Raw genomic sequence first — 17,959 nt, forward strand, 5'->3', positions numbered from 1 at the left:
TCAGTTGTTTTATGAAAGTATTCCTTTAATTCAAAAATGACTTATTGAGTTAAATTTAAATCCTAGTATTATGAACCTAATATGATTAAGAGAGCAACAAATAATTCAAATTTGAATTTTACCATTAATTAAGTCAAGGTAATATAACGATTTATTTTTGGCACACTCCTTGCATATTGTTAGTATGACTTCTTTATTTTTTTGAATGAAGAAAGGGGAGGACCAATGGATAGACCTTGGAAAAAGCATATCCCGAAAGGAAATCCAATAGAGATTGACATTCCTGATATGTCTTTGACAGAACTATTTTATCAATCAGTCGAACAATATTCTGATAAAACAGCGGTTACGTTCAAGGAGCAAAGGTATACATATTCAGAGTTGGGGAAGTTAGTGAAAAGATGCGCCCGCTTGCTTGCTGATGAAGGAATTAGAAAGGGAGATCGTGTGGCTCTTATGCTTCCTAATTGTCCCCAATATCCAATTGGGTTTTTTGGAACTCTTTTGAATGGAGCCATTGTTGTCCAAATCAATCCAATGTATAAAGCGAACGAATTAATACATGTCCTGAAAGATTCAGGTGCAAGGCACATTATTGTGCTCGCTGATTTATTGCCAATAGTTGAAGCCGTTATAGCTGAAACCGATGTTGCAAAGGTGCTGAGCGTGTCGCTGGAAAAGGGCAAATGTGAAATGACAAAAAAGCTACTATCAGTAACAGAGGCGGATTTCAAGGTGGAGATCGAACCTGCCGAGGATATCGCCGTCCTCCAATATACTGGAGGAACGACAGGGCGTTCTAAAGGGGCGATGCTAACCCATCGAAATATCGTAGCCAATACGCTGCAAAGTGGAGCCACTTCAAGAATCAATACCCAAAAGGGGAAGGAAAGGGTACTTGGCGTTTCCCCATTATTCCATGTGTACGGCATGACTTCAGGGATGAACCTGACCTTTTATAATGGAGGGGAATTAATTCTTGTATCCCGGTTTGAGGTGACGGAGATAGTCGATTTAATCAATAATATTAAACCGACTATTTTTCCGGGGGTCCCGACGATGTATATTGCTTTATTACAATATTACCAGTCCCATCCATTTGATTTGCATACATTGAAATCTTGCGTTTCGGGTTCGTCACCATTGCCATTGAATGTATTGTCAAGGTTTAACGAATTGAGTGGAACAAAGATTGCAGAGGGCTATGGACTGTCCGAGGCGTCACCAGTCACGCACCGGAATCCAGTTAGCGGCCTGCAAAAACCAGGAAGTATCGGGATTCCGATACAAAATACTGATGCCGCCATAATTGACAGTATTACAGGGGAGCCAGCCCTCTTGGTCGATACACCAGGTGAATTGGTCATAAAGGGGCCACAGGTAATGAAAGGTTATTGGGGCATGCCTGAAGAGACGCAGCAGACGATTCAAAACGGTTGGCTGCATACCGGTGATATTGCCAAGATGGATGAAGATGGCTTCTTTTACATTGTGGGACGGAAGAAAGAGATGATCATCGCAGGTGGATTCAATATTTATCCAATTGAAATTGAAGATACTTTATACAGTCATCCTAAGGTTCTGGAAGCTGCCGTCTTTGGCATTCCCGATCAATATCGCGGTGAAACGGTACATGCTGCGGTAGTTCTAAAACCAAGTGAAAGGATAACTGAAAACGAATTGAAGGATTATTGCCGAAAGCAGCTAGCTGCCTTTAAAGTCCCAAAAGCAATCACATTTGAAAGTGAACTTCCGAAGACGGCGGTCGGTAAGATCTTAAAACGCAAACTTCAAGAAAAACATATCGCATATTCGGATAAAATATGAAAGCGTTAACAACCAATTAGCAAATAAAGGGGAATGCAAATGGACTTTCGCTTAGATGAAGACATACTGTTATTAAAAGAAAATATACGCCAGTTTATCGAAGAGCAAATCGATCCATTTTCCATGCAGATAGAGGACGAAGATCATATCCCGGAATCCATTATTAATTTATCGAAGGAAATCGGGCTATTCGGTCTTAGTATCCCGGAAAGGTACGGCGGGCTCGGAATCGGGATGGTGGGAAAATGTGCTTTATATGAGGAAATCGGCAAAACACATAATGGATATACCACTCTGATTGGGGCTCACACCGGTATAGGGACGGTAGGGATAGTTGAAATGGGCAATGAAATGCAAAAGGAAAAATATCTACCGGATATGGCAAGCGGTAATAGAATCGGCGCTTTTGCTTTAACTGAGCCTGCAGCGGGGTCCCATGCTACGAATCTCAAGATGACGGCTGTCAAAAAAGGCGATAAATATATTCTAAATGGGACTAAGCATTATATAACGAATGCAGATGTAGCAGATATTTTTACGGTTATGGCCGTAACGGACAAAGATAAAGGGGCGAAAGGAATCACCTCATTCATAGTAGAAAAGGATTTTACGGGTTTTAGAGTTGGTAGCCTGGAAAGGAAGATGGGGCTTCGAGGCTCACATTCGGCCGAATTGGTTTTTGAAGATTGCGAAGTCCCGGCTGAAAATGTACTGGGGGACGTCGGGCAAGGGTATGTAAATGCATTGAAGATCCTAGCAAATGGCAGGGCAGGCCTTGCTGCACGTAATTTGGGGTCCTGTCAATACCTGCTAGATCTATCTACCAAATATGCAACAGAACGTGAACAATTCAATGTCCCGATCATTGATCATCAAGCCGTATCCCATATGATTGCCGAGATGGCAATGGAAATAGAAGCACTTCGTTCATTCACATACCGGGTTGCATGGATGGTCGATCAGAAAGAAAAAATCATTAAAGAAGCGGCCATGCTTAAGTTGTATGGTTCGGAAGTATATAATCGTGTCGCTGATAAGGCCGTTCAGATTCATGGCGGGATGGGATACATGAAGGATTACCCAGTTGAACGTTTCTATCGGGATGCCCGAATCACTAGAATATATGAAGGCACATCCGAAATTCAAAAAAATATCATTACCGGACAATTGAAGAGAAAATATCAAAACTAGTCTAATTGGAAAGCGGAGGGAGTAAAATGGATTTACGACTATCAGATGAACAAAAAATGGTACAAAAAACAATACGCAAATTCGTGGAAAATGAATTGATTCCCTTAGAAAATGAAGTGCTTCGCAATGAAATGGCAGGAAAACCTAGTTTGCCAGAGGGGACATTGAAAGATTTACAGGAAAAAGCAAAAAATGCTGGGTTTTGGGGCATCAATACTCCGGAGGAATTTGGCGGGGCAGACTTAGGGCAGCTTATGATGGCAATTGTCTTGATGGAAGTATCAAAAACGTTTGTACCATTCAGCTTTGGAGGTTCGGCTGATAACATACTTTATTATGCAAATGAAGAACAGAAACAGAAATATCTGATCCCTACGATTAATGGTGAGAAAAAGTCCTGTTTTGCCATGACGGAGCCGGGGGCTGGGTCCGATACGCGAAATATTAAAATGACGGCAGTAAAAGAAGGGAACGAATGGGTGCTTAACGGTGAAAAAACTTTCATTACAGGGGGAAATGATGCCGATTTCGTCATGGTCATTGCTGTTACGGACAAAGAACGTCATCAAGCAACTGGAACGGAAGGGGTAACCTGTTTCATCGTAGACCGTAATATGGGCTGGAGATCAGAGTATATCAATACGATGGGAGAATGGGGACCGGCCGGTTTAGTTTTTGATAATGTCAGGGTACCCGAAGAAAACATTTTAGGGGAAGTGCATGGCGGTTATAAACTTGGCTTGGAATGGATTGGTTTTGCAAGATGGATAGTGGGCGCACGCGCTGTCGGTTCTGCAGAAAGATTGCTGCAAATGGCTATAGAATACGCTAAAGAACGAGTCACATTCGGTAAACCAATCGCAGAGCGCCAGGCCATTCAATGGCAGATAGCTGATTCGGCTGTAGAGATCGAAGCTGCAAGGTGGCTCGTATTGAATGCGGCATTTACACTTGATAATGGAGAAGACAATCGCCATTTAGCTTCAATGGCTAAACTTTATGGAGCCAATATGGGGAATCGGGTCGTTGATCGTGTATTGCAGATACACGGTGGCATGGGATATACGAAGGAGCTTCCCATCGAACGTTGGTATCGCGAGGCGAGGCTTTGGAGGATTTATGATGGTACGGATGAAATACAGCGTATGATCATTTCCCGAAATTTGATTAAGGGGCATGTTAAATTAGGGCAATTCTTATAATAGATTAGGAGGAAACGATTATGACAGGGAGATTTAAAGGGAAAACAGCTTTAGTTACCGGTGGAAGCAGAGGAATTGGCCGGGCGATCGTGGAACTATTTGCCAGTGAGGGAGCAAACGTAGCGATTATCGATATCAACGAAGAGGCTTTGACATCAACTGGAAATGAATTAAGGGATAAGGGTTATACCATTTTTACCAAAGTGGCCAATGTGGTCAATTCCGAAGAGGTGGAAGCATCCATAAAAGAAATAGCCGACACATTCGGTTCGCTTGATATTCTCGTGAATAATGCTGGGGTCATCCGGGATAATCTACTTTTTAAAATGACCGATTCAGATTGGCAGACGGTAATGGATGTGCATTTAAGAGGTACTTTTAATGCAGTACGTGCCGCCCAGAAGCATATGGTGGCAAATAAATATGGAAGAATCATCAATATATCATCCACTTCGGCCCTAGGGAACCGCGGGCAGGCTAATTATTCAGCTGCTAAAGCTGGGCTTCAAGGGTTAACAAAAACACTAGCGATTGAACTTGGGAAATTTGGGATAACGGCTAATTCGGTCGCACCAGGTTTTATCGAAACCGAAATGACGAAAGAAACAGCTAGGCGGGTGGGAGTGAGTTTTGAGCAATTCATCCAGGATAGGGCAAACAGTATTCCTGTTGCCAGAAGCGGTTTGCCAAGTGATATTGCTCATGCTGTTGCATTCTTTGCCGATGAAGCTTCCTCATTCATTAGTGGGCAGGTTTTATATGTTGCGGGCGGTCCAAAAAATTAAGGGAAAAGGCGGGATGTTATGTTCAACGAAAGTATTGGAAAACGATCCACCCCCGTTAAAAATATAGTTGAACGGGGAGCCGTTAAAAAATTCGCATTATCGATTGGCGATCCCCACCCGATTTTCATTGATGAAGAAATAGGCAGGCAATCAAGGTACGGAACGAATATCGCTCCACCAACTTTCCCAAGGGTCTTTGATTTTGGGACGATTGAAAGCTTAAATCTCCCGAAAAAAGGGTTGATTCACGGTGAGCAGATATATCGCTATAATAGGCCGCTGAAGGTAGGGGAAGAAATTACCTGTTATACGGAAGTGAAAGACTATTATGAGAAAAAAGGGAAACAAGGGGAAATGGGATTTCTAGCCTTTGAAAATTATGGGACGGATGCAAATGGGGAAATTGTCTTCACTGCTGAACAGCTTGTCATAATAAATGAAACGATCAGAAGGATGGTGATGAGTAAGTGACGACATTAACCGAACTTCATATTGGTGACTCGTTACATTCAATCCAGCTTGCACCTGTAACGCGATTGGACCTCATTAAATATGCCGGGGCATCGGGTGATTTCAATCCCATTCATACGATTGATGAGGAAGCAAAAAATGCTGGCCTTCCCGGTATCATCGCACATGGAATGTGGACGATGGGAAACCTTGCAAAACTTTTTAGTAATCTTTATGAAATTGGTTTTATCGAAGAATACAAGATTCGTTTCAAAGGTATGGTTTTCTTGAATGATGTCATAACTCTTCAAGCGGATCTAAAAGAAAAAACGGGGAATAGATATTTTTTCAATGTAGCGGCCACTAATCAGTCAGGTAAGGAAGCGATCAGCGGAGAGGTTATTTTTAAGACTTACTGATGGTCTCGTCCAAACCATGAATCTTTAAAAAGGTATTTTACTGTTCTATGAAACCCCCACTAGATTGAAGAAATTCGCGACACTCCTGCGAATAACTTGCTTGTCAAGACCCACAGACACCTGTTTTGATGCGGTTTGGCAGACAGCCGGCGAAAAGGAAGCGGGTTTCTGAAATCGACTCGAATTATTTTAAGGAAAAACTGTAGGCAAACTGATCTTCTTTTTTTAATTATCCAAAGTCTGTAGTGATGAAAACTATTTCATCACTACTTTTTTTTAGGAGCGAAATTCGACAATTTTAAAGGAGTTTTGAAAGTTATCCAGAATTGTACTTAAAAAGAATTCTTTTTGCGGCGGTGAATAGTAATGGATCAAGTGAAACAGGATTCTCAGATTAATGTGCTCAAAGACTCGACCTTTCCTGCACTAGTCGTGGATTCTGCAAATCGGATAAAGGATTGGGGCATCTATTTTAATCAATCGTTAAGTCAGGATGGTAATAATACACTAACCGAACAATTCGATGAATGGCAATTTCTCGATAATAAAAGGCTTGCAGCTGCAAGGCTGCATAATAAGCGGTATTTATTTTTATTAATGAAACAAATGGATGCTGACAATATTCTATATATAGGTAGTGAAACAGAATTTTTGGACGATTTATTGATTGATGCGCATGAAACGGATAAATTGAATCGCGCACTGGATGCCATTATCGAAAATTCCTATGATGGAATATACATCACCGATCAAGATGGAATCACGCTTTATACCAATTCGGCAATTGAACGGATCACTGGCATACCAAAAGAGTATTATATCGGCAAATCGGTGGACCAATTGATTAAACGCGGCATCTTGAATGCATCGGTGACGCATAAGGTAGTGAAGCTGAGACGAACGGTATCAGTCGTACAGGATAATTTTGCTGGAAAGGAAACATTGATTACAGGAAGTCCCGTTTTTAATGCAGAAGGGGAAATAGAGCAAGTCGTTACGAATATAAGGGATTTATCTGATTTAAATGAACTGATGCATGAGTTGACGAAAGTTAATGAATTGAATAATCAATATAAGCAGGAGATTGAAAAACTGCGGAAGATAACAAGCAAGGATGGAGTCGTATTTGTCAGTGACAAAATGAAAATGATTTATGAAATTGCTGAAAGAATATCGGATATTGATGCGACTGTACTCATTCTGGGAGAAACGGGTGTTGGAAAGGATGTCCTTGCCCGCAATATTTATAATCGGAGTATCCGATCTAAAAAAGGAGATTTCATCAAAATAAATTGTGGGGCAATTCCCGCTGATTTATTGGAATCCGAGCTCTTTGGATATGAAGGAGGGGCATTTACCGGAGCCAATCAAAAAGGCAAACCAGGGATGTTTGAGCTGGCAGAGAGTGGTATCTTATTCCTGGATGAAGTCGGTGAGCTTCCCCTGCAACTTCAAGTGAAGCTGCTTCGTGCCCTTCAGGAAAGGGAGATTCAAAGAATAGGAGGTACAAAGCCAAAGAAAATCGATGTTCGCATTATAGCAGCCACGAACCGAAATCTATCGGAAATGGTCAAATCGGGTGATTTTCGTGAAGACCTCTTTTATAGGCTGAATGTCATCCCGATTACGATTCCTCCTTTAAGGGAAAGAAGGGAGGATATCTTGGCATTGACTGACTTATTTTTATCAAAGGCAAATGAACAATATAAATTTTCAAAAGAAATAGATTCGAGGTTAAAGGAATATTTTTATCAACATGATTGGCCTGGAAATGTCCGTGAATTGATTAATATAGTGGAAAGGCTCGTCGTGCTGACGGATAATCAAATATTATCGATAAGTGACCTTCCGGAAGAATATCAGCCGGAAAATCGGTATCAGCCGAACCTCAATGCTACCCTAACTTTAAAAGAAGCCGTGGAAAGAGCCGAAAAGGAAATCTTGACGAAAGCGGCTCAAACGTACCAAACTACATATGAAATCGCAGAAGCCCTTGATTCCAGTCAGGCAACAATAGTGAGGAAACTTAAAAAATATCGATTAAAGGTCAGTGGAAAAGAATAGGAAAAACAAGGGGATTAACCATTTATTGGTAATCCCCTTGTTTTGCTAATGTCTTTATTAGCCCATTGTATAGGTAAACGGAATCCTTTAATTAATTCAGAAATGATTTTTTCAGTCAATAGTGAATGAAGGATATCCCGTATGGAACCGATACTTTTGGTTTTTATAATTCAATAATGAATTCACAGACTGGTGAATAGCTTTATTGACGGTGATTTAATGTTTGGCACGGCACTTGCATTTATAAACAGGAAATTAATCTACGGAATAATCTTCCTATAGAAGGTGCGAGTTGAAAGGGGGGAACGAAAGAGACGATTACTATGGGTAAAACAAGAGAAGACGGATTCATTGGCTATCCCTAATAACAGCATATGCTTGTCAACATACCACTTAATCCTTAAGTAGAGTCAATGAAACTATGATGATATCCAATTGAATTAAGTGGTCATTAAAATGAAAGCGCTAACAACAATCCGAGGGTTTATCAGCTACTCCTTAGCTATCACTGTGAGGAAAAAATAGGGAGATAAAACAAACAGTTCCTATTTAATTGATCGATTAAATTACTTTTCCTCACGGGAGAGGTTGAACCTATGGGGGAAAAGTGAAAGAGTTTTCGGATCTGTGCTTTCAAAAGATGGACAGGATTGTAGGCCAGGGACAGAAAACAAAGTGAAATTCAATAATTTTCAAGGAGGAAGTAAATGGAAATTTTGATCCAGCAGCTTTTTAATGGTTTGACGATTGGCAGCGTATATAGTCTTGTTGCCCTGGGATTGACTCTAGTATATGGTATTTTGCATATCCCGAACTTTGCCCACGGTGCCCTATATATGTTGGGTGGATATATCACGTTGTCAATGATGACATTATATGGGGTCAATTACTGGATTGCCATGTTCGTATCCATTATCGTTGTTGGCTTGTTGGGAGTCCTTTTGGAACGTTTCGTGTTCCGCCTGTTAAGGGAGGCACCTCCATTGCATGATAAGATCGCCGCAATCGGAATTCTCCTTTTTCTTGAAGCTTTTGCCCAATTTGTCTGGGGTGCCGATTTCCATACAATGACTTCTCCATACGGCCAAGTGGTCAATATCATGGGCCTGACGTTTACACTTCAGCGATTATTGATCATCGTGTCAGCTATCGCAGTGATGGTTTTACTATACCTTTTCTTAAAGAAAACTTATACCGGTTCAACGATAATAGCGATGTCCCAAAGCCGTGAAGGTGCGTCATTAGTGGGAATCAACATTAATAAAGTAGCAATGCTCACCTTCATGATATCGGGTGGATTAGCAGCCATCGCCTCTTCCCTTGCATCACCGATTAACCTTGTTTTTCCTGGTATGGGGCATTTGGTCATCTTAAAAGCATTCGTCATTATCATATTGGGCGGAATGGGGAGCATCCCGGGGGCGATCGTAGGCGGATATATTCTAGGTTTCAGTGAGAGCCTGGGCGCAACTTATATTTCAAATGATTATAAAGACATCATTGCATTCCTTCTTTTAGTCGTAATATTAACAGTGAAACCAACAGGTCTTTTTACCAAGGGGGAGAGGTAGCGTGAGGATACTTACGAAAAGAAATGCGATTACTGCTCTTATCATCTTTGCTTTTTCATTCCCCTTTATCGCGCAAAACGACTATTATCTCCATATACTGACACTTTCATTCATCTGGGCGATAGCTGTTTATGGAATCAATTTATTATCAGGGTATACCGGATATCTCTCGCTTGCACATGCTGGATTTTTTGCCATTGGAGCCTATTCACTTGGACTGCTGACGGTAAAAGCGGGAATGAACTTTTGGCTGGCACTTGTATGTGCATGTTTAATCACATGTGCAATTGGGTTTTTAATCGGATTGATTGCGCTAAGGACAAAGGAACACTTTTTCGCGATTTATACTCTATGTGTGGGGTATATCATATATCTGGTCATCGATAAATGGGAGGGGCTTACAGAGGGGGTTAGGGGATTGATCGGTATCCCTGCTCCTGGGAATATAGGCCCGATCACATTCGATACGGCAGCTTCTCAATATTATCTAGTCCTAATTTTTCTGCTTGCAGTGATTTTAATCGTGTATCGTATTATCCGCTCATTGACCGGCAGGACGTACATGGCCATCAGAAACAGTGAGGACCTTGCACAAACGATAGGTATATCCACAATGAAGAATAAGTTAACAGCATTTGTGCTATCTACATTCTTTGCAGGTATGGCAGGTGCATTGTATGCGTCATTCATCCGTTTCATTGGACCTGAGATCGGATCAACTGCCATAATGTTCGATCTATTGATGTATTTATTGGTTGGTGGAATCGGGACACTTTCAGGTCCGTTGGTCGGAACATTACTGCTAGTAATCCTTTCTCAAAATCTGCAATTCCTTCAAGAATATCGAATGTTGATATTCGGGCCATTGCTTACGGTGATCATCATCTTTTATCCGCGAGGAATCGCAGGGGCCTTCTTTGATTGGCAAAGAAAGCGAAAAGATAATGAACTGTCCGGTGTGAAAAATGAAATGCACATAAAAGCGGAGGAGGGATGAATTTGCTTATCGAAACAAAGAATTTGACAAAGCGGTTTGGTGGATTGGCGGCCGTCAATCATGTGGATTTTACGATTGAAAAAGGTAGAATCAATGCAATTATCGGACCAAATGGTGCAGGGAAATCCACTTTTTTCAACTTGATCAGTGGCTTTCATCGACCAACTTCAGGGACGGTCCTTTTTAAAGGGATTGATATCACCAAGCTGCCTGCCAATGAAATAGCGGGGCTTGGAATTTCAAGGACCTTTCAAACGACAAGCCTTTTTGATCAATCGACGGTGTTGGATAATGTTATTGTCGGACATAGACTGCGAACCAAATCCAATTTGGGGGATGCGATTCTACGGACAAAACGATTAAAACGGGAAGAAGCGGCATGCAGGGATAAGGCAATGGAGGTGCTTGAAATAGTTGGATTGACGGAATCCGCTGACAGAATGGTCTCCAGCATCTCACAGGAGGAAAAGAAACGGACAGCCATTGCCCTTGCCCTAGCGACGGAACCGGAAATTATCTTTCTTGATGAACCTGCTGCAGGTATCAACCCGGATGAAACGGAGGGCTTGACAGAACTGATTAAAAAATTAAATCGATCAGGACTGACCGTTTGTTTAATCGAACACAAAATGCATATGATCATGAACTTGGCGGATCACATCATGGTGCTTAATTACGGAGAAAAAATTGCCGAAGGCACGCCTAAGGAAATCCGCGGAAATGAAGCGGTGATTAAAGCCTATTTGGGAGGTAGTGCCAGTGCTTAAGTTAACCGATGTCGCCGTAAATTATGGGAGTTTCACTGCGGTAAAACATGTGAATATCGAAGTTGCCAAGGGAGAGATCGTTGTTTTGTTAGGAGCTAATGGGGCAGGCAAAAGCACGACTTTTCGTTCCATAAGCGGAATCAGTAAGCTTACCAAGGGGGAAATTCATTTTCTGGGCGTGCCTATAGGGGGCCGGCCCCCGGATAAGAATGTTCGGGAGGGAATCGTCCAGTGTGCCGAAGGACGTAAACTGTTTCCACAGATGACCGTCCAGGAAAATCTGAGGATGGGTGCTTATGTGCATCGAAAGAAGAAAGCGGAGATCAAGGATACATTGGAATACGTCTATCACTTATTCCCGATCTTAAAAGAAAAGCATCATGATGAAGCGGGAAGCCTGAGCGGCGGCCAACAGCAAATGCTCGCGATTGGAAGGGCTTTGATGTCGAAACCGAAATTGTTGATGCTTGATGAGCCTTCGGTGGGACTCGCTCCACTAATTGTCGAACAAATGTTTCAAGTCATTGAAGAAATAAACCGCGAAGGAATCACGGTACTGCTTGCTGAACAAAACGCGAATGCTGCCCTCAGCATTGCAGATAAAGGGTACGTTTTTGAAAATGGGGAAATTGTCGTTCAAGGGACAGCAAGTGAGTTATTAGCCAATGATGAAGTAAGGAAAGCGTATATTGGAGCCTGAAAAAATTGAATGGGGGATTTTTATGAAAAAACTGAAAGTATTATTTGTCTTTCTCCTGCTAATGATCACTGTTTTGGCCGGGTGCAATAAAGGGGATAGCCCTGTGTCAAACAGTGGCAGTAAAGGAAAAGGTGAAAATGTCGTTAACATCGGTTTTAGCGGTCCTTTAAGCGGGGCAGCAGCGTTATATGGGAAACGGACATTGAATGGGGTCGAAATGGCCGTCAATGAAATTAACGATGCTGGTGGATTTGAAGTAGATGGAAAGAAATACACGCTGAATTTAGTATCGTTGGATGATAAATACTTACCTAATGAAACAGGGGCGAATGCTAAAAGATTAATTCAGGAATATGATACGCCTATCATATTCACGCCTCATAGCGGAGGTGTGCTGGCACTTCAGGTTTTTAATGAACAAGAGGAATTCATCATTGGTGCATATACGAGTGAACCGACAGTGACCGATAGCGGCAATTCATTAACTGTTCGAATTCCACCGAATTACGAGGGGTATATCGAACCTTTTACAACATATGCAATGGAACATTTCGGCCAAAAAATTGCCGCTTTGCCGACCTCTTCTCAATACGGTAAAGACTGGACGGAAGCGGTGCTCCCATATTGGGAAAAGCAAGGCGGAAATGTCGTTTATAATTCCTCTATTGATTTCGCCAAAGAAACCGATTTCTTTACGATTGTCACGAATGCCTTGAAAAAAGATCCTGATGTGCTATTCATCGGTGGTGCTTCGGAACCTACGGCAAAAGTAGCGAAGCAAGCCCGGGAGCTAGGATTTAAAGGCGGTTTCATCATCATGGATCAAGCAAAGTTGGATCAAATGAAGCCGATTGCAGGGTCATATGAAACATTGGAAGGTTCGATTGGCGTCCTGCCACTGATGGACTCAGATGAAGAAGCAGTGCCTGCTTTCGTTGAGAAATATCAAAAAAACTATAAGGAAGATCCTAGCTCCGAAGTAGGTTTGAATTATATCGCCATGTATGCGTTTGTGGAAGCGATGAAATCTGCAGGCAGCGTTGATGATGCCAAGGCCATTCGTAAACATATGCAAGATGGACTTTCAAATATAGGGCAAGACCAAAAAATATACGATATTCCCTCGATTGATGAAAATGGAGGATTTGCATCAGATATTGTCGTAGGTGCAGTAGAAAACGGGAAAGTAGTCCCTGTCCGTTAACTGGGTAAAGGGTTGCATGTGTTCCGGGTCTGGTGTAGTAAACTAGTTTGACATTTTGTTATATTACTTGTACGTGTATCGTTCCTGATTATAGGTGACGGTGCACGTTTTTTATTGTTGAAAAAATCTTGGGTTGCAAAATCACCAAAAATAGTAGGCTCCTTTGGGTATAGTATTGATACACGCAGTAAACGGCTATGGATGCGAATTTAATTTAATTCCGTCATTGGGGTTTTGAAGAAATAAAAATGTTAATTAACAAGTTTTACAAAAATATCTTGTGCCTGAGTAATGAAAACGCTATCATTGAATATAACATGAAATATAATTTCAATATTTTTTATAAAAAAATGAAATTATATTTAAGTGATTGATATAGGAGGATTTAAGTGTCTATGGAAGAACATTTGCGTTCATTAACGACTGAATTACGAAACAAAAAGACGATGAATATCGACAGTGTAAATACGCTGGAAATCATTTCTGCCATCAATAAGGAAGATTTTAAAGTGGCGGCAGCGGTTCAGGAGGTATTGCCAGAGATTGAAATGGTAGTTGAATGGGCTTGCGAATCGCTGAAAAAAGGAGGGAGACTCATATACGTCGGAGCAGGAACGAGTGGAAGACTCGGTGTGCTGGATGCCGTGGAATGTCCACCGACTTTCAGCACACCACCTGACAAGGTGCTGGGAATAATAGCAGGAGGGGAAAAGGCGTTTGTTCGGGCTGTTGAAGGAGCAGAGGATAAAGAAGAGTTTGGGGAATGTGATTTAATTGATGTGGACCTTACAGCAAATGATACGGTCATTGGCATCGCGGCAAGCGGCCGTACCCCTTATGTGAGGGGCGCTTTACGTTATGCAAGAAAAGTTGGGGCTAAAGCGGTGGCTTTATCAAGCAATAAAAACGCGAGCATCACGGAAGCAGCTGATATAGGGATTGAAGTGGTGGTTGGACCGGAAGTATTAACGGGGTCCACGAGAATGAAAGCGGCAACCGCACATAAAATGATACTCAATATGATCTCTACGGCGACCATGATCCGGTTGGGAAAAGTTTATGAAAATCTTATGGTTGATGTAAATGTCAGTAATCAAAAACTGAAGGACCGTGCAATAAGCATCATAGAAACTGTAACGAAGGCAAATTATGATCAAGCTTTGAATACGCTTGAAAAGGCAAATAATCAAGTTAAACCAGCGATTGTCATGATAAAAACAGCAACAGATTATGATAAAGCAATGGAATTGCTGAAAAATTCTGGCGGAGATGTCAGGAAAGCAATCTCGATCTATGAAGATTAAGGAGGGAAGCAATGGCTACAGGAGGATTATCCATCATACAGACGATGATGAGCAAGCTGCCGCAATCGGAACAAAAACTAGCAGAATATATTCTTCAGAATCCTCATGAAGTTGTGAACAGCACTGTACAGGAATTAAGTACGTCCGCCCAAACAAGCGGGGCAGCTGTTATTAGGTTGTGTAAATCGCTTGGAATAAAAGGGTTTCAAGATCTGAAAATTAGGATTGCTGGAGATTTGATGAAGACCGTCGAACAGGGCTACCGGGATATCGAGCCTTCCGAATCCCTGTATCGGATTGTGGAAAAAACAACGAGTAATTCGATTCAGACCATCCGGGACACATCTGAAATAATTGATCACGATAATCTCAAACTGGCAATAACGCTGATGATGAATGCTAAAAGCGTCCACTTTTGCGGTGTGGGCGCTTCGAATATAGTTGCTGCTGACGCTCAGCAAAAATTACTTCGCATCAATAAAGGGGCAACGGCTTTTACAGATATGCATTTAGTTGCGACACTGATTGCAAATGCAGATGAAAATGACATCGTTTTTGCCATTTCATTCTCCGGGGAAACACCAGAAGTTGTCAATATACTGAAGCTGGCAAAAGAACGTGGGGTAAAAACGATCGGGCTGACTCATTTTGGTCAAACAACTGTATCTTCTTTGTGTGACGCCACACTATATACATCCTTTTCGAACGAAGCACCGTTTCGAAGTGCAGCAACATCCTCACGATTAGCTCAATTATATATGATTGACATTTTGTTTTTGGGGATGGCTTCAGAGCAATATGAAGAGACTGTCCAATATATTGATAACACCAAGTCTGCCATTAAATCGATGACAGATCGATATAAATGATTAATACGAGATTTGACAAGGGGGCTTTTGAATGGGTAAGGGGGATAAGTACGCCAGTTTAGCAGAAGAGTTATTGGGGAAATTGGGTGGGGTATCTAATGTTGCCGATGCTGCACATTGTATGACCAGACTAAGGGTACTGCCAATCGACCGTTCGAAAGTAAAAATGGAAGAGATAAAAAATACGGAAGGCGTTTTTGGCGTCATTGAAGAGGAAACGATACAAATCGTCCTCGGGCCAGGCGTGGTGAACAAGGTTCATACAGAATTTGAAAAGCTTCTGGAGGAATCTTCTGGCGATTTGAACTTAAAAGAAGTGGCTTCGAAGAATAAATCAGAGATTGATAGAAAAAATGCAAAACCATTAAAACTTTTTTTACGCAGGATTGCCAGTATTTTCATCCCTTTAATTCCCGCCTTAGTGGCATCAGGTTTGATTACCGGTATTACAAAAGCAATCGTTCAAGCGGGCTGGCTTGCAGCTGAATCGCAATTAGCCATCATTTTAACCGTTATCGGATCGGGACTGTTTGCTTATTTGGGGATTTTGGTTGGGACCAATGCAGCAAAAGAATACGGTGGATCTCCTGCACTTGGTGCACTGGCAGGTATCTTGGTCATTAACCCTGCTGTCGGCGACATTTCATTGTTCGGTGAAAATTTGCTCCCTGGCCGCGGTGGATTGATAGGAGTGCTCTTTGCAGCTATTTTCATAGCCTTGGTGGAAAAACAGGTCAGGAAATTCATTCCTCAATCACTGGATATCATTTTGACGCCAACCATCGCTTTACTTATTACAGGGATGGTCACTTACATTGTATTTATGCCGGTAGGAGGGTTTTTATCGGATGCCATTACGACTGGGTTATTGAATGTATTGGATTTCGGTGGTGTTGTAGCTGGATTCGTGCTTGGTGCGGCCTTCCTCCCTCTTGTCATTACTGGCCTACATCAAGGTTTAACGCCTGTCCATTTAGAATTGATCAATTCGATTGGTGATGATCCACTACTTCCCATTTTGGCAATGGGTGGCGCGGGCCAAGTGGGAGCTGCATTTGCCATCTATATGAAAACGAAGAAAGCAAGTTTGAAGAGAGCTATCGGAGGAGGCCTTCCTTCCGGGATGCTTGGTATCGGTGAACCCCTTATATTTGGAGTGACCTTGCCACTGGGCAGGCCTTTCTTAACTGCATGTTTAGGTGCAGGAGTAGGTGGTGCATTCCAAGCTCAATTTGGAATCGCAACGTCGTCCATTGGTGTGTCCGGACTGCCGCTTACCTTTTTAGTTCATCCAAACCAAATCGGGCTGTTCCTCGCTGGGTTGTTCATTTCCTATATAGCAGGATTTATTTTTACGTATTTGTTTGGGTTCAAAGATGAAATGGCGGTTGAGTTCAAGTGATCGGGATCTCTTTTTATCTACAAGACCCGCATGCGGAAACACAAATTATCCATGCTGCTAACCTGGGAGTGAAGAAAGCGTTTACCTCGCTTCATATTCCTGAAGAAAAGGGTGATCTCCTAAAGAGGATGATCACGCTTTTAAAGCTTTCAGAGTCCCATGGAATGGAAATCCATGCAGATGTCTCATTAAACACGCTTCATCATTTGGGGATCAGTAAATTTACGGATTTATGGCCATTGGGTATTAAAGGTATCCGACTTGATGATGGGTTCGATAAAGAAACGATCATATCTTTATCGAAGGTATTTTCACTCTCACTAAATGCAAGTACGTTGAATGAAAATGAACTTTTAGCCGTGCTTGGGGGCGGTGTGGAGCCGGAAAGGTTGATAGCGTGGCACAACTTTTATCCAAGGCTTGAAACGGGACTTGAGGAAGCATTCTTTCATGAACAGAATCGAATGTTCAAGAAATACGGCATACCGATCTTTGCTTTCATCCCGGGTGCAGGAAATAAACGCGGTCCTCTTCATGAGGGTCTACCAACGCTTGAAAAACATAGGTTGATGAATCCTTACGCTGCCGGTATTGAGTTATTTCAACATGTGGAAGGAGTGTACGTTGGAGATCAAGGAACGGAGAATAATCTGCTTGAAAAGCTGACTGCATATAAAAATCTAAATATTTTAACTGTTAGAATAGAATCCAACCTCTTACAAGGCGGTCAGTATAAATTGAGGCCAGATGTTTCTCAAGATGTTTTCCGGCTGCAGAATACCAGGGTTACAAAAAATGTCGAGCCGAGTAATACAGTTGCACGCAGCCTTGGATCCATAACGATGGATAATGATGCTTACGGAAGATATCGGGGAGAGGTTCAAATTTGCAAGAGAGATCTGGGTGCAAATCACCGAGTTAATGTGATAGGGCGAGTAATAGAAGAAGATATTCCCTTGCTGTCCCTTCTAAAGCCTGGTCAAACGATAAAACTTATAATTGAGTGACCAATCGGGCACGATGAATCATTTATACGGTAAATGGGTATATTTCATGAAGGCTTGTTAAAAGAGGCAGCTGCTGGGATTCCCAATGCTGCCTTGATTTCTTTATAGGATCTATTTAGTTCATTTCCATTCATTTTTACTTTTTACCCCTTCATGGAGGTAGATATGGAATTGTTGCTAACAGAACTAAAAAGTATACA

Annotated in this window: 16 protein-coding genes; all 16 read left to right on the forward strand. The window is 41.9% G+C overall.

All coding sequences use genetic code 11. The annotated features are described in order from the left end of the window. Positions 1-225: 225 nt before the first annotated feature. Positions 226-1,827 (forward strand): long-chain-fatty-acid--CoA ligase, encoded by a 1,602-nt coding sequence (locus IOC57_RS07905; protein ID WP_207438201.1) that lies wholly within the window; start codon positions 226-228, stop codon positions 1,825-1,827. A gap of 39 nt (positions 1,828-1,866) precedes the next feature. After that, a complete protein-coding gene (locus IOC57_RS07910; protein WP_207438202.1) occupies positions 1,867-3,018 on the forward strand; it encodes an acyl-CoA dehydrogenase family protein in 1,152 nt (383 codons plus the stop codon). 26 nt (positions 3,019-3,044) lie between these two features. Then, positions 3,045-4,220 (forward strand): acyl-CoA dehydrogenase family protein, encoded by a 1,176-nt coding sequence (locus IOC57_RS07915; protein WP_207438203.1) that lies wholly within the window; start codon positions 3,045-3,047, stop codon positions 4,218-4,220. A gap of 20 nt (positions 4,221-4,240) precedes the next feature. Then, a complete protein-coding gene (locus tag IOC57_RS07920; protein ID WP_207438204.1) occupies positions 4,241-5,005 on the forward strand; it encodes an SDR family oxidoreductase in 765 nt (254 codons plus the stop codon). Between the two features lie 18 nt (positions 5,006-5,023). Then, complete coding sequence (locus IOC57_RS07925; RefSeq protein WP_207438205.1) at positions 5,024-5,476, forward strand: MaoC family dehydratase N-terminal domain-containing protein; 453 nt, start codon at positions 5,024-5,026, stop codon at positions 5,474-5,476. Then, positions 5,473-5,874: a MaoC/PaaZ C-terminal domain-containing protein gene (locus tag IOC57_RS07930; protein ID WP_207438206.1), complete on the forward strand. Its 402-nt coding sequence runs from the start codon at positions 5,473-5,475 to the stop codon at positions 5,872-5,874. The genes IOC57_RS07925 and IOC57_RS07930 overlap by 4 nt, the downstream gene beginning before the upstream one ends. A 366-nt stretch (positions 5,875-6,240) precedes the next feature. Continuing rightward, the gene (locus IOC57_RS07935) at positions 6,241-7,938 is read left to right on the forward strand and encodes a sigma-54 interaction domain-containing protein (RefSeq protein ID WP_286184625.1); all 1,698 of its coding nucleotides are present in this window, start codon (positions 6,241-6,243) and stop codon (positions 7,936-7,938) included. Between the two features lie 707 nt (positions 7,939-8,645). Next, positions 8,646-9,509 carry a branched-chain amino acid ABC transporter permease gene (locus IOC57_RS07940; RefSeq protein WP_207438207.1) on the forward strand — a complete coding sequence of 288 codons (864 nt, stop codon included), beginning with the start codon at positions 8,646-8,648 and terminating at the stop codon, positions 9,507-9,509. A gap of 1 nt (position 9,510) precedes the next feature. Then, on the forward strand, positions 9,511-10,506 hold the full coding sequence (locus IOC57_RS07945) for a branched-chain amino acid ABC transporter permease (RefSeq protein ID WP_207438208.1): 996 nt from the start codon (positions 9,511-9,513) through the stop codon (positions 10,504-10,506). Further along, positions 10,503-11,273 carry an ABC transporter ATP-binding protein gene (locus IOC57_RS07950; RefSeq protein WP_396020783.1) on the forward strand — a complete coding sequence of 257 codons (771 nt, stop codon included), beginning with the start codon at positions 10,503-10,505 and terminating at the stop codon, positions 11,271-11,273. The genes IOC57_RS07945 and IOC57_RS07950 overlap by 4 nt, the downstream gene beginning before the upstream one ends. After that, positions 11,266-11,973, forward strand: a complete 708-nt coding sequence (locus tag IOC57_RS07955) for an ABC transporter ATP-binding protein (RefSeq protein ID WP_207438210.1) — start codon at positions 11,266-11,268, stop codon at positions 11,971-11,973. The genes IOC57_RS07950 and IOC57_RS07955 overlap by 8 nt, the downstream gene beginning before the upstream one ends. Before the next feature lie 22 nt (positions 11,974-11,995). Then, complete coding sequence (locus tag IOC57_RS07960; RefSeq protein ID WP_207438211.1) at positions 11,996-13,177, forward strand: ABC transporter substrate-binding protein; 1,182 nt, start codon at positions 11,996-11,998, stop codon at positions 13,175-13,177. A 395-nt stretch (positions 13,178-13,572) separates the two neighbouring features. Next, positions 13,573-14,481, forward strand: coding sequence for an N-acetylmuramic acid 6-phosphate etherase (gene murQ, locus IOC57_RS07965; protein WP_207438266.1), 909 nt, complete (start codon positions 13,573-13,575; stop codon positions 14,479-14,481). 11 nt (positions 14,482-14,492) lie between these two features. Further along, the gene (locus IOC57_RS07970) at positions 14,493-15,350 is read left to right on the forward strand and encodes a MurR/RpiR family transcriptional regulator (RefSeq protein WP_207438212.1); all 858 of its coding nucleotides are present in this window, start codon (positions 14,493-14,495) and stop codon (positions 15,348-15,350) included. A 31-nt stretch (positions 15,351-15,381) separates the two neighbouring features. After that, a complete protein-coding gene (locus IOC57_RS07975; protein ID WP_207438213.1) occupies positions 15,382-16,752 on the forward strand; it encodes a PTS transporter subunit EIIC in 1,371 nt (456 codons plus the stop codon). Next, positions 16,749-17,759: a MupG family TIM beta-alpha barrel fold protein gene (locus IOC57_RS26305; protein WP_207438214.1), complete on the forward strand. Its 1,011-nt coding sequence runs from the start codon at positions 16,749-16,751 to the stop codon at positions 17,757-17,759. The genes IOC57_RS07975 and IOC57_RS26305 overlap by 4 nt, the downstream gene beginning before the upstream one ends. Positions 17,760-17,959: the final 200 nt, after the last annotated feature.

Source organism: Bacillus sp. SD075 (genome assembly GCF_017355165.1).
Taxonomy (GTDB): Bacteria; Bacillota; Bacilli; order Bacillales; family DSM-1321; genus Peribacillus.